The 12,837-nt window shown below is 62.5% G+C and carries 12 protein-coding genes; 8 read left to right on the plus strand and 4 right to left on the minus strand.

Annotation, left to right across the window (positions count from 1 at the left end):
• Position 1: 1 nt before the first annotated feature.
• The 7 genes from ACSQ84_RS15175 (at position 2) to ACSQ84_RS15205 (ending at position 8,474) form a co-directional block, all read left to right on the plus strand.
• The gene (locus tag ACSQ84_RS15175; protein WP_436212490.1) at positions 2-763 is read left to right on the plus strand and encodes an SDR family oxidoreductase; all 762 of its coding nucleotides are present in this window, start codon (positions 2-4) and stop codon (positions 761-763) included.
• Positions 760-2,193, plus strand: coding sequence for an NAD(P)-binding domain-containing protein (locus ACSQ84_RS15180; RefSeq protein WP_436212491.1), 1,434 nt, complete (start codon positions 760-762; stop codon positions 2,191-2,193). Before ACSQ84_RS15175 ends, ACSQ84_RS15180 begins: the two co-directional genes overlap by 4 nt.
• Before the next feature lie 151 nt (positions 2,194-2,344).
• Positions 2,345-3,961 carry an ABC transporter substrate-binding protein gene (locus ACSQ84_RS15185; protein ID WP_436212492.1) on the plus strand — a complete coding sequence of 539 codons (1,617 nt, stop codon included), beginning with the start codon at positions 2,345-2,347 and terminating at the stop codon, positions 3,959-3,961.
• 12 nt (positions 3,962-3,973) lie between these two features.
• Positions 3,974-5,005, plus strand: coding sequence for an ABC transporter permease (locus ACSQ84_RS15190; protein ID WP_436212493.1), 1,032 nt, complete (start codon positions 3,974-3,976; stop codon positions 5,003-5,005).
• Positions 5,002-5,850, plus strand: coding sequence for an ABC transporter permease (locus tag ACSQ84_RS15195; protein WP_436212494.1), 849 nt, complete (start codon positions 5,002-5,004; stop codon positions 5,848-5,850). The genes ACSQ84_RS15190 and ACSQ84_RS15195 overlap by 4 nt, the downstream gene beginning before the upstream one ends.
• On the plus strand, positions 5,847-7,514 hold the full coding sequence (gene nikE / locus ACSQ84_RS15200) for a nickel ABC transporter ATP-binding protein NikE (RefSeq protein ID WP_436212495.1): 1,668 nt from the start codon (positions 5,847-5,849) through the stop codon (positions 7,512-7,514). The genes ACSQ84_RS15195 and nikE overlap by 4 nt, the downstream gene beginning before the upstream one ends.
• Positions 7,515-7,604: 90 nt before the next feature.
• A complete protein-coding gene (locus ACSQ84_RS15205) occupies positions 7,605-8,474 on the plus strand; it encodes a DUF3800 domain-containing protein (protein WP_436212496.1) in 870 nt (289 codons plus the stop codon).
• A gap of 643 nt (positions 8,475-9,117) precedes the next feature.
• On the opposite strand, the gene ACSQ84_RS15210 is transcribed toward ACSQ84_RS15205, so the two are convergent.
• Both ACSQ84_RS15210 and ACSQ84_RS15215 read right to left on the minus strand, forming a co-directional pair.
• Positions 9,118-10,188: a YeiH family protein gene (locus ACSQ84_RS15210; protein WP_436212497.1), complete on the minus strand. Its 1,071-nt coding sequence runs from the start codon at positions 10,186-10,188 to the stop codon at positions 9,118-9,120.
• Between the two features lie 121 nt (positions 10,189-10,309).
• Positions 10,310-10,531, minus strand: a complete 222-nt coding sequence (locus ACSQ84_RS15215) for a hypothetical protein (protein ID WP_436212498.1) — start codon at positions 10,529-10,531, stop codon at positions 10,310-10,312.
• 205 nt (positions 10,532-10,736) lie between these two features.
• On the opposite strand from ACSQ84_RS15215, the gene ACSQ84_RS15220 reads away from it, so the two are divergent.
• A complete protein-coding gene (locus tag ACSQ84_RS15220; RefSeq protein ID WP_436212499.1) occupies positions 10,737-10,970 on the plus strand; it encodes a hypothetical protein in 234 nt (77 codons plus the stop codon).
• Here ACSQ84_RS15220 and ACSQ84_RS15225 read toward each other — a convergent pair.
• Positions 10,920-11,744 (minus strand): SDR family NAD(P)-dependent oxidoreductase, encoded by an 825-nt coding sequence (locus ACSQ84_RS15225; RefSeq protein WP_436212500.1) that lies wholly within the window; start codon positions 11,742-11,744, stop codon positions 10,920-10,922. The genes ACSQ84_RS15220 and ACSQ84_RS15225 overlap by 51 nt on opposite strands.
• A gap of 75 nt (positions 11,745-11,819) precedes the next feature.
• Positions 11,820-12,674 carry a hypothetical protein gene (locus ACSQ84_RS15230; protein WP_436212501.1) on the minus strand — a complete coding sequence of 285 codons (855 nt, stop codon included), beginning with the start codon at positions 12,672-12,674 and terminating at the stop codon, positions 11,820-11,822.
• Between the last annotated feature and the right edge of the window lie 163 nt (positions 12,675-12,837).

The raw sequence follows: 12,837 nt of genomic DNA on the forward strand, positions 1-12,837 counted from the left end.
CATGAGACTGACAGGGCGGACGGCGATCGTGACCGGCGCCGGCTCCGGCATCGGCCGCGCCAGCGCGATGCTGTTTGCGAAAGAGGGCGCCTTTATCGCGCTGGTCGATCGGGATGGCGCGGGTTTGCAGGAGGCGTTGGCGGCGATCGAGAGCGCGAACGGCGAAGCATCGCTCCATGTCGGCGATGTCGGCGAGGGCGATTTCGCGCAGGCGGTGGTTGGCGATGTCATGGCGCGCCGCGGCCGCCTCGATGTGCTGATGACCGCGGCCGGCTTTTCCTGCGGCGGCACGGTGCTGACCACTGATCCCACTGATTGGGATGAGGTGTTTCGCGCCAATGTCGGCGGCACCTGGCTTTGGGCGCGCGCGGCGGTGCCGCAGATGCAGCGGCAGGGCAGGGGCTCGATCATCACGCTGGCCTCGCAACTGGCGATCGCCGGCGGCCGGGGCAACAGCGCCTATATCGCCGCCAAGGGCGCCATCATCAGCCTGACCCGCACCATGGCGTTGGATTTCGCCACGGATGGAATCCGGGTCAATGCGATCGCGCCGGGCGCCATCGACACGCCGATGCTGCGGCGCAGTTTTGCCCGTCACGCCGATCCCGAACCGGTGCGTGAAGCGTCGCGCAACCGCCATGCCATGAAGCGATTTGGCAGGGCGGAGGAGGTGGCCGAGGCCGCGCTCCATCTGGCCAGCGATGCGTCTTCCTTTACGACCGGCACCGTGATGGTGGTCGATGGCGGCTGGCTCGCGGCATGAACACTTTGCTCGCCCTTGAAGCTCAGGTTCGTGCCGACCTTGCCAGGACCGCGCATCCCGATGCCCCGTGGCTTACGCCCAAGCCCGGGCCGGACGGCACGCCGGCATTGGACGTGCTGGTGGTCGGCGCCGGGCAATCAGGTCTTGCGACGGCTTTTGGGCTGATGCGTTCGCAAGTGAGCAACATCCTCGTGCTCGACAAGTCAGAAGAGGGGCGGGAAGGACCATGGCTCAGCTATGCCCGCATGCCTACGCTGCGCAGTCCCAAGCAATTTACCGGGCCCGACCTCGACATTCCCAGCCTGACCTATCAGTCCTGGCACGAGGCGCGCTTCGGCGAAGCGGATTGGCGGGCACTGGGTCTTATTCCGCGCGCGCTGTGGGCGGAGTATCTGCTCTGGTTCAGGCGCGTGCTGGATATTCCGGTACGCAATGGCTGCGAGGTCGTCGAGATTTCGCCGGTAGTGGGCGGGTTGCTCGCAGCCAAGGTGCAGACTTCTGCCGGTATCGACACATTGTTCGCGCGCAAGATTGCGCTGGCGACGGGCCAGGAAGGCATGGGCGACTGGATCATTCCAGAACCATTGCGCCATTTGCCGTCGTCGCTTTGTGTGCATACCGCGCAGCCGGTGGATTTCGCGCGCCTGCGGGGCAAAAAAGTTGCCGTGATCGGCGCCGGCGCCTCGGCCTTCGACAATGCCGCGGCCGCGCTGGAAGCTGACGCGGCAGAGGTTCATCTGTTTTGCCGCAGGGCGGAAATCCAGGTAATCCAGCCGTATCGCTGGCTCACCTTCCGTGGCTTCCTGCGTCACTTCTGCGATCTGGATGATGCCTGGCGTTGGCGCTTCATGCGCGCCGTTCTGGAAATGCGGGAAGGCTTTCCGCAAACGACCTATGATCGCTGCGCCCGCCACGCCAATTTTCATCTTCATGAGGGCGCGCCGATCGAAGCCGCCAGGGCAACATCCCACAGCGTCGAACTGCGAACCGCGAGGGGCGCGTCTTCAGCCGATTTCATCATCTGCGGCACCGGCATCGACATGAATTTTGCAGGCCGGCCCGAGTTGCAAAACTGTGCCGCCAACATTGCCGTTTGGGCGGATCGCTATCAGCCGCCGGCGGACGAGCGCAGCGCGCGGCTTGGCCGCTTTCCCTATCTCGCCGACGATTACGCGTTGGTGGAGCGTGTCGCCGGTGAAACTCCCTGGATTTCCGACATCCATGTTTTCGCAATCGCCTCGACGATGAGTTTTGGTCCTTCGGGTTCATCGATCAATGCGATGACCACTGCGGTGCCAAAGCTCGTGCATGGGCTGACGCGGGGCCTGTTTCGTGCAGACATCGAGCGTCACTGGGCTTCGTTCAGGGCATACGACGTGCCGCAGGCAGTCGTCGAGCGGCCAACGACGGCCTTGGGCGCGAAGCAATGAACGGTGTATCGTGAGGCGTAGATGCTTGGCTCATACCTATTATGCTTGCCTACTATGCTTGCGCTCAGCGGCGCTCCGGTTGGCATATCCCTTGCTTTAAGTTGATGTTCTCATTCAGAAAATAAACCTGACAAGATAGGGAATTAGTTCGATGGGCGTTACAGGATCGAGGCCTTTGCTTTCGGTGGTTGCCGTTGCCGCGTTTTCGCTGGCCGCCGGATCGGTGCAGGCGCAAACCCGCGCGGAAACCTTGCGCTACGTCACCGGCGCATCGGTCAATACGCTCGAGCCGAATGTTCCGGGATCGACCCGCGAAGCATTTGCGGTCAGTCTCAGCACTTACGACCGGCTGGTTTCGTTTGGCCGCAAACAGCTCAACGGCAAATGGGTGTTCGATCTCGGCAAGATCACGGGCGAACTCGCCGAATCCTATGAGGTCAGCCCGGACGGGTTGAAGATGACCTTTCGTCTGCGCAAGGACGCCAAATTCCAGGACGGCACGCCGGTCACGGCGGAAGACGTCAAATGGTCGCTCGACCGCGTCGTCACGGCGCCGATCCTCGGCAAGGCGCAGCTGCTCACGGGATCGCTGACATCGGCCGATCAGTTCAAGGTGATCGATCCCCTGACCTTCGAAGTGACGCTGCCGAAACCGGACAAGCTCGCATTGCCCAATCTCGCCACCGTCTACCCGATCATCATCAACTCCAAGGTCGCCAAGGCACACGCCACACCAGAAGACCCCTGGGCAACGGCGTGGTTGAAGGAGAACACGGCCGGCAGCGGTGCCTACAAGATCGAATCGTTCAAGCCGGGCGAACAGGTGATCATGGCGCGCAACGAGACCTGGAACCGCGGCACGACCGACAAATCGGCGTTCTTCAAGCGCGTCATCGTGCAATCGGTGCCGGAGCCGGCGACGCGCGCCAATCTGGTCGAGCGCGGCGACGCCGATATCGTCGTCGATTTGCAGGCGAGCGACGTCCAGTCGCTCGAGACCAAGGCCAAGCTGAAGGTGATCTCGACGCCGCAATACAATTCCGTCACCTTCGTTTCGATGAACAACCAGATCCCGCCCTTCGACAACGTCAATGTGCGCCGCGCCGTCGCCTTCGCGCTGCCCTACGACGACATGTTCAAGGCGGCGCTGTTCGGCCGCGGATCGCCATTGTTCGGCGCGACATGGGCCGACGGCAAGCCGACCAGCGGCGCCTATCCGATACCGCAGCCCGTCAAGCTCGACCTGGAGAAGGCCAGGGAATATCTCAAGGCGGCGGGAATGCCGGACGGCTTCTCGACCACGTTCAGCTTCAACGTCGGCCAGGCTTCCACCGCCGAGCCGATGGCCGCATTGGTCAAGGAATCGCTGGCCAAGATCGGCATCAAGGTCGATATCCAGAAACTTCCGGATGCGCAGATGTCGACGCAGATCAACGAGAAGAAGCTCCCCTTCTTCACCGAAGGCATCGTCGCCTGGTTGCCTTCGCCTGATTATTTCTACCGCAACTTCTACACCGGCACTCAGCGCTGGAACTACTCGTCGATCAACAATCCCGAATTGGTGGCGATCGCGCAGAAAGCCCGTTTCGAGCCTGATGCCGCCAAGTACGAGGAGGACGGCAAGAAGCTCAACGCCATCCATTTCGCTGAGATGCCGCAGATTCCGCTGTGGCAGCCCAGCCAGGACGCTGTCATGGCTGCCTCGGTCGAGGGCTACACCTACCAGTTTCACCGGCAGGTCGATTTTCGCGACCTCAATCGCAAGTAACCGGTCGGCGTGATGGCAGCCTTTGGAGCAACGGTGGTGCGGGCGGGCAGGCGGTTTCTGTCCTCGCTGCCGGCACTCTTTGGGGTGCTTGTCTTCACCTTCCTGCTGATGCGGGTGCTGCCGGGTGACCCGGCAGTGTTCTTCGCCTCCGGGCCGAATGCCGGCAAGGAGGAGATCGAGGTCATCCGCAAGCAGATGGGGCTGAACAAGCCGGTGCCGGAGCAATTGATGCTCTACCTCTACGACGTTGGCAGCGGCAATCTCGGCCGGTCGATGATGACCGGCCAGCTCGTCACGAAGGATCTGCGCGAGCGGCTGCCCGCCTCGCTCGAACTCACCCTCACAGCGCTGCTGATCGCGCTAGTCTCGGCGGTGCCGCTCGGCGTGCTGGCGGCACTGCGGCCGGGCTCCCTCATCGACCACGGCGTTCGGTTCTTCTGCGCGCTCGGCGTCTGTGTGCCGACGTTCGTTTCAGGCCTGCTGCTGATCTATGTCTTCTATTACCTGCTCGGGCTTGCGCCTGACCCCACCGGCCGCGTCGATATCTTCGCCTCACTGCCGCCAAGGCGGACCGGTTTCCTGTTGATCGATTTTATGATCGCCGGCGATTTCGACGGATGGTGGGCTGCCTTCCGGCAACTGATCCTGCCGGCGCTCAGCATGGCGCTGTTCGTGGTGGCGCCGCTGGCGCGCATCACGAGGGCCTCGATGCTGGTTTCGCTCGGCAGCGATTTCGTGCGCACCGCCCGTTCGATGGGCCTGCCGTGGTGGAAAATCGTCGTCACCTATGCCTTGCGTAACGCCATCCTGCCGGTCATCACCATCGCGGGCATCGTATTCTCGACCATGCTCGGCGCCAATGTGCTGGTGGAGAAGGTGTTCTCCTGGCCGGGCGTCGCTTCCTATGCGCTGGATGCGCTGCTGTCTTCCGATTATGCGCCGGTGCAGGGTTTTGTGTTGCTGATGGCGACCGTGTTCGTGATCGTCAATCTCCTGGTGGATATCCTCTACGGTATCGCCGATCCCAGGGTGACCATCGGATGACCACTGCCACGCTTCGCCATGCCGGCTGGATTCTGCGCGGCAATCCCCTGACTGCCGTTGCCGCGACCGGTGTCTTCCTGTTGACGCTGATCGCCATTTTCGGACCCTGGATCGTGCCGTACGATCCGATCGCCTCGAACGTATCGCAAGCACTGATGCCGCCGAGCGCGGCCCACATCGCCGGCACCGATCAGCTCGGCCGCGACGTGTTCAGCCGCCTCATCGTCGCGGCACGGCTCGATCTTGCCATCGCCGTCTCGGCGGTCGGGATCTCCTTTGCCATCGGCGCCGTCATCGGCGCGATCTGCGGCTATACCGGCGGCCGGCTCGATCGCGCCGTCGGCCGCTTCGTCGACGTCGTGATGGCCTTTCCGCTTTTCGTGCTGGCGATGGCGATGGTCGCCGCCCTCGGCAACCGGGTCGAGAACATCATCATCGCGACCGCCATCATCAATCTGCCGTTTTACATCCGCTTTGCACGCGCCGAGGTGAATGTCCGCCGCAATGTCGGCTGGGTCGAAGCGGCGCGCGCCTGCGGCGACAGCCATATCCAGGTGGTGCTGCGTTTCCTGCTGCCGAACGTGCTGCCGGCCATGGCGGTGCAGATATCGCTCAATCTCGGCTGGGCGATCCTCAATGCCGCCGGACTTTCCTTCATCGGCCTCGGCGTCAAGCCGCCGACCCCGGAATGGGGCATCATGGTTGCGGAGGGCGCGCGCTTCATTTCCACCGGCAAATGGTGGCTGGTCGCGTTTCCGGGCCTGGCGCTGATGCTGACGGTGCTGTGCTTCAACCTGCTCGGCGACGGGGTACGCGACATTCTCGATCCCCGCATGCGCACATGACCCCATCGCTGCTGGCACTGGACGATCTGCACGTCACCTTCTCGACGCGGCGCGGGCTGGTCGAGGCGGTGCGCGGTGTGAGCCTGTCGCTTGGGGAAGGCGAGATGCTCGGCCTGGTTGGCGAGAGCGGCTCGGGCAAGTCAGTCACAGGCTTCGCGATCACGCGGCTGCTCGATGCGGCGGGGCGGATCACCGCCGGCCAAATCCGGTTTCGCGGGCAGGACATCACGCGGATATCGGGCGGCGATTTCCGCCAGCTGCACGGTGCGGCGATGGCGATGATCTTCCAGAATCCGCGTGGCGCACTCAATCCGATCCGTGCCGTCGGCGATCAGATCGCCGATGCGATCATGGCGCACAAGCGCATGCCGCGTGACCAGGCGCGGGCGCAGGCGTTGGACTTGCTGCGCGCCGTGCAAATCCGCGATCCCGAAAAGCGCATGGCCGCCTACCCGCACGAACTCTCCGGCGGCATGTGCCAGCGCGTGATGATCGCGATGGCGATTTCCTGCAATCCCGCACTGCTGATCGCGGACGAGCCGACCACCGGTCTCGACGTCACGACGCAAAAGGTCGTGATGGATCTGTTGACCGGGATTGCGGCCGAGCGCGGCATGGCAACGATCCTGATCACCCATGACCTCGGTCTCGCCGCCCGCTATTGCCGCCGCGTCGTGGTGATGGAGCAGGGTCGCCTGGTCGAGCAGGCCGAACCGCTGACGCTGTTCCGCGCGCCGCAGCATCCGTACACCAGGCGGCTGGTGGCGGCTTCGCCGACGGCAACGTCGCGGATCGCGGATTTGGTGCCGGAAGAGGAAAGCGGACGCGAAGTGGCGATCCCGGTCACGCGCCGGTCGCCGCCTGCGCCGGGCACGCCGCCGCTCCTGGAGGTACAAAAACTCGTCAAGCGGTTCGATCAGGGCGCTGCGGCGGTCGCGGACTTCTCGATGATGATCCACGCAGGTGAGAGCGTCGGCCTGGTCGGCGAATCCGGTTCCGGAAAGAGCACGACATCGCGCATCATCTGCCGGTTGATCGATCCGAGTGAGGGCGAGATCTCGTTCGAGGGACAGTCCATCGGCCATATCCCGGCCCGCGACTTTCACCGCTCGCCGTTTCGCAAGGATATCCAGATCGTCTTTCAGGATCCGAACGACAGCCTCAACCCGCGTTTTACCGCCTTTGACTGTATCGCTCACCCGCTGCTGCGGCTTGGAGGGATGCGACCGGGCGACGCGCTGCGCAAACGGGTGGAGGAGTGCGCGCAACGGGTTGGATTGGGGATCGAACTGCTGACGCGCTTTCCGCATCAGCTCTCGGGCGGCCAGAAGGCCCGTGTCGGCATCGCGCGCGCCATCGCCTGCCGGCCGCGGCTGCTGGTGCTGGACGAACCCACGGCGGCCCTCGACGTCTCCGTGCAGGCGGTGGTGCTGCAACTGCTCGACCGGTTGCGGCGCGAAGACGATCTGGCCTTCCTCTTTGTCAGCCACGACCTCAACGTCGTCCGCATGATGTGCGACCGGACCATCGTGCTGCAAAACGGCCTTATCGTCGAGCAGGGCGAGAGTCGCGCAATGTTCGACAATCCGAAAACCGCCTATACGCGCGAACTGGTCGAAGCGGTGCCGCATATCGAACCGGAATTGGCCGCGGCCGCGACCTGATATCACTGCCGGGCGCAACGCCTCGCTGACGACGGTAGTGTTATACTCTTGCGTACCCAATGTGGTATGGTCGTGGTCGCGGGTGAGTCGATGAACGCTTACTACCGTGGCGATGCCTTCACGATTATTCGTCGTGCGTCTGGCCTTCGCCGGTCGCGGGGCCGGAGACTTATCCTCGTGTTCGAATGCTACTTGGACGACAGCGGCACCAGTGGGTTGCCGATTGTGACCATGGCCGGATTCCTTGCTCCCATTGAGGCGTGGGAGGAATTGGAGCCGAAGTGGGATTCAATACTCAGCAGTTTTAACGTGGATGTTTTTCATTCCAAGGAATTCTACTCGACGAAACCACCATTCAAGACTTGGACCAGAGTTAAAAAATTGAGTTTCGCGGATGAGCTTTTCTCTGCATCTCACGGTCGTATCTTCGGCGCGAGTGTTTCCGTCAGCGTCGATGAGATCGCGCGTTTGAAAAAAATTGATCCTGGCTATTCAGACATGTCCCCCATGGGGGTGGCATTCTCATCGATCTTGATGAAGCTTGTTACTGACGAACAATTCGGCCCTTCGGCGAAAGAAAGGGGCATCTCTTTTCTGGTCGAAACGGGCAATCGCAACAATGCGGAGATTGATCAGTATTTCCACAAGATGGCCGTCTTGCCCGTTTTTGAAGGGTGCTTGCGTTCAATAAGCTTCATTCCAAAACGTCATTGCCGAGCAATTCAAATGGCTGATTTTTACGCGTTCTTCAGCCGTCGCCAATCGCACAGACACTATAGGTTCGGGGGCAAGCTAATAATGCCTCCGTGCCCATATATTGAAATCGTCAAACGTCACGGCCCGATCTGGCAAAAAGTCGGAACCTTCAATACAACTCGTGGAATTAATCTAAACGCTAAGGACTTTCCCGATCTCGATTCTTTCCGCGCCGCCCTGAAGGAAGCAATGCCTCAAAGCTAGCTACCCTTCTGCGCTCGCTTTTCTTCGAGCCGCTGTAACGAGGAAGTAAGCTGAAACTTTCTCCAGCGCGCGTCTAGCCGTTCATCGGTCAGATACTTTTCGAGTGGACCTATCTTATCGTTTGGAGCGTTTCCTGCGCCTCTCTTAAAACCAAGTTCTTGTTAGAGCCAAGCGTTGCGGCCCTTCTTCTCGCCACCTCGACAAAGTCAATGAAGGCCCCTTGGCGACTGGTTCTTTGGAAAGTCGCGTTGCCGCAAAACGAACGAACGCTCGAGGAGCATCGCCTGAAATCGCGGAGGCACCGTCCGTGGCTGATTTGCATACGGCAAGACGCTGGCCGGTTTTGATGTTGCCCGCCAGGGCCCGCGCTATCGCCGGGATGTTCCTCGCATCTGCCTTGACGTGGTGCGCCGGCGCAATGGCGGCTGCGGGAGCTGATTTATATCGGGCGCAGGCCATCGTCACGGGTCAGGGCGAGGCGAACCGCATCCTCGGTTTCGCTTCTACAAATGGCGGGATGATGGATCAGTGCCCCTGATTTGCCCGACGTGTCAAATTGTTTTCTCCGCCGTCAGCAGCCATGCCAGGACCCCTTTGTTTTCATGGGGTTGCTTTCTTTGCATGGGGTTGTTTTCGATATTTTTCATCTGAAGAACTGAACAAGTCCGACGCTCAGGCCGAGCAGCAGGAGCAGCGACAGCGTGACGGCGGCAGTGACCCGGCCGCCGACCGTCGAGAGAACGCGCACGTCGACACCGAGGCCGAGGGCGGCCATCGACAGCACGGTGAGGATGGCTGCGGTTTTCGTCACCGGCGCCACCGCGATGTCAGGCACCAGCTGCAGCGAGCGCAATGCGGTGAGTACGAGAAATCCGATGATGAACCACGGCACCAGCTTGAACGGGCTGATCGCAACCGCCTTGGTCGCGTCGGCGTGGCGCTTGCGGCGGTGCGCGGCGACCAGCGAGAGCCCGACCACGATCGGCCCCAGCATCAGCACGCGCACCAGTTTCACCAGCGTGCCGATCTGCGTGGCCACGATACCGGCCGGGACGGTCGCCGCCAGCACCTGCGGAACGGCATAGACGGTCAGCCCCGCCAGGATGCCGTATTGCGTCGCGGACAGGCCAAGCAACGGAATCAGCAGCGGCAGGCCGAGCACCATCAGGACACCGAGGATGGCGGTGAAGGAGATCGACGAGGCGACATCGTCGCCATCGGCGCCGATCACCGGCGCCACCGCGGCGATTGCCGAATTGCCGCAGATCGAATTGCCGCAGGCAATCAGGATCGACAGTTTCGTCGGCAGGCCGAGCATCCGGCTGAGGCCGTAGCTGACCGCCAGCATGATGACGACCGTGGCGGTGATCGCCGCGACCAGGAGATAGCCGGACGCCGCGATCGCGGCAAAGCTGACGGAGGCGCCGAGCAACATGACGGCGACCTCGAGCAGCTGCTTGGCGCTGAAGGCAATGCCGGAGCGCCAGCGCTCGGACGGCTGCCAGGCGGTGCGTATAGCCATCCCGAGCAGGATCGCAATGACCAGCGCCTCGACATAGGGATGGGCGAAGATGCGCTCTTCGAGCAGTTGGGCGCCGAGCGAAAGGGCGGTGATGGCGCCGCAGAGGGCGATACCGGGAACGAGGGCCAGGCTGCGGCCGAGCGCGCCAGGATCCGGCTTTATCCCGTCAGACTCGGATTCTTGTTGCGGCACAGGTCCCCCGTTTTGGAGAACAGTTTATGCGCAGGTCCGCTCGACTTCACGCAATTAATTTTCGATTTGGCGCGGTAGGGAGAGTATCCTTCTCCCGGCCCTGGGCCGGGACGGCCACCCGCTAGAGCAGTGCGAACAGGCCCTGCGCCCACGCCATGGCGTTGGCGAAGCTGAAAGCGCCCGGTTCGAAGTACATCGCGCGTGCCAGCACGATGATGCCGACCAGCCCCCAGAACAGTCCGATACCGGCCGATTTCAGCCAGTTCGGCCCGCGGTCCGGCGCGACCGCCGGCTCGGCCGTCGGGACCAGTTCTCCAAAGGGATCGAATGCAGGCGGGCTCATGGCGATTTCCGTTACGCGAGCCTCTAATGTCGCCCAGTTTGGCCCGGAAGCAAGGGTAGCGGTATGCAATCTGCGGCCCGAACGTGGAAGCGCCTTTCCCGGCGCCGTGCCAAGGGAGGGTTTTCTTCTCCTGGCGGCAATTCATGCCGCTTGACCCGGCCGTATTCCCAGCCACACTGGTGCGAATCCCAAACAGGAGCCGCCCATGGTATTTCTCATTACCGCGCTCGATACATCGGGAACCGTGACCTTGCGGCGCGAATCCGTGGTCGCCGCGATGAAAAAGGCCGACGAACTGATATCGGACGGGTGCTGGGACGTGGAGATCGTTACGCCTGACGGTGCCACCTACAGCTCCAGCGAGTTCGACCAGTTGAAAGAACGGGTGTCAGGCCGCCCAGCACTGTCCTCCGCCGTCGACGCGCAGCACCTGTCCTGAGACGAACGCCCCCATCGGGCCTGCGAACATTTCGACGACGCGCGCGACTTCATCGACGGTGGCGATGCGGTCCAGCGTGCCGGTTTCGACCAGGCGGTCTTGATCGACCGCGCGCGTGCCCATGAAGCGGCCGGTGCGGGTGTCGCCCGGCGCGATGCAGTTCACATTGATGTCGTAGGAGCGCAGCTGATCGGCGAGGCAGCGCGTGTAATGCGTCATGCCGGCCTTGGCGACGGCATAGATCGAGCCATTGGTGCGGCCCTTGAAGGCCGCGACCGAGCCGATGGTGATGATGCGGCCGTGGCGCCGCTTCATCATTTCCTGCGCCACCGCCTGGCAGGTCAAAATCGTGCTGAGCAGGTTGCGATCCAGCACCGCGCGCACGTCCTCCTCCTTGATGCCGATGGCGTCGTTCGGATCCGGCTTGCCGCCTCTGGCGGCGATGTCGCCGCCGGCATTGTGCACCAGGATGTCGATCGGCCCCAGCTGTTTCGTCGTGGTCTCGACCACGCGGTCGATATCGGCACCTTGCGTGAGATCGCCGAGCACGCGAATGGTGCGCACGCCATGCGCCTTGGCGACGTCTTCCGCCACCGCCGTCAGCGTCGATCCCTCGCCATATTCCGCCGGTCCGTGCTCGCGCATGCCGTGAAACGCGACGTCGGCGCCCATCGCAGCGAGTTTTTCGGCAAAGGCGCGGCCGAGCCCGCGGCCCGCGCCGGTGACCAATGCAACCCTGCCCTTGAGCGTCCGTGCGCCATCGCTGGATGTCATGACGTGTTCTCCTGGATGTGAAGGCTTTAGCCGGCGGCGAGACGGGGTCCGCGGTAACGTGTCCGGAACGTCGAGCTAGTTCTTGACCGCATAAAGCGGCGTTCTGACCGTGATCTGATAGGACGGCTTTGGCGTCCAGGAGATCTGTGCCGTGACGCCGAACAGGCGATTGTCGTTGTCGTCCATGCGGTCGAGATCGAATCGCACGATCGGCTGGGTGAACGGCTCGAAGGGTGTCAGCCTCAGGATCTGCGCGCCGCCGAAATGTTGCACGCCGAAGCGGCCGGTGAGCTTCCAGTTGCTGTCCCACTGATAATAGCCGCCGAGATAGCCAATGATGTCCGGATGGACGCGCGCCAACGGCGTATCGACGATGACCCCCGAGTACTGCGCACCGGCGAGCAATCCGCGCGTTTCATCCGTGTTCAGCGCATAGTCGGCCTCCAGGATGGTGTTGTAGGAGGTCGTGGCCAACGGGGAGTTGGAAAGCGATCGGGTAACGTTGCTTTGAATCGTCAGGGTTGGAAACATGCCGCCGTTTTGCTGATAGACGTCGGCCTGAAACCCGAACGTGAAGCTGTAGATATCGAACGACGACCAGGGCGCGGCGCCGGTCTGCGACGAGCCGCCGCTGGCGCCGCCATAGACCGACAGCCAATCGGTGAGATCCACCGTCAAAGGGAGGTCGATATTGGCGCTTCGGCTGGCCGGCGACGTCAAGGTCGTAAGCGACGACAGGCTCGACAGCGTTGAGAGCAATGGCGGCGCGTTGAACCCGATCGCGAGCGTACCGGCAGGCAGGGTGGTGTAGACCGTCCGCATGTCGAGATAGATGTTCGGCAGCGTGGGCTTCGATGTGGCGGCATCGTCGTCATCGTCGCCATTGTCCTTGCCGAGCGCGAGGCCGGAAAAGCACAGGGATAGCAGCACGCCGAGCGCCAGACGCCGCGCGGGATGCGTGCCTGTTCCTACAGATTCTGATTTTAATCGACCGGGCACGGCGAACACTCAATAAAGATGCATCCGACTGTAGCGGAATTCCGGTTCAGTGTGTCAGAGAAACTTTTGCGGCTGATATAGCGGGGATGCCGCT

It is taken from the genome of Bradyrhizobium sp. LjRoot220 (assembly GCF_964252915.1).
Lineage (GTDB): Bacteria > Pseudomonadota > Alphaproteobacteria > Rhizobiales > Xanthobacteraceae > Bradyrhizobium.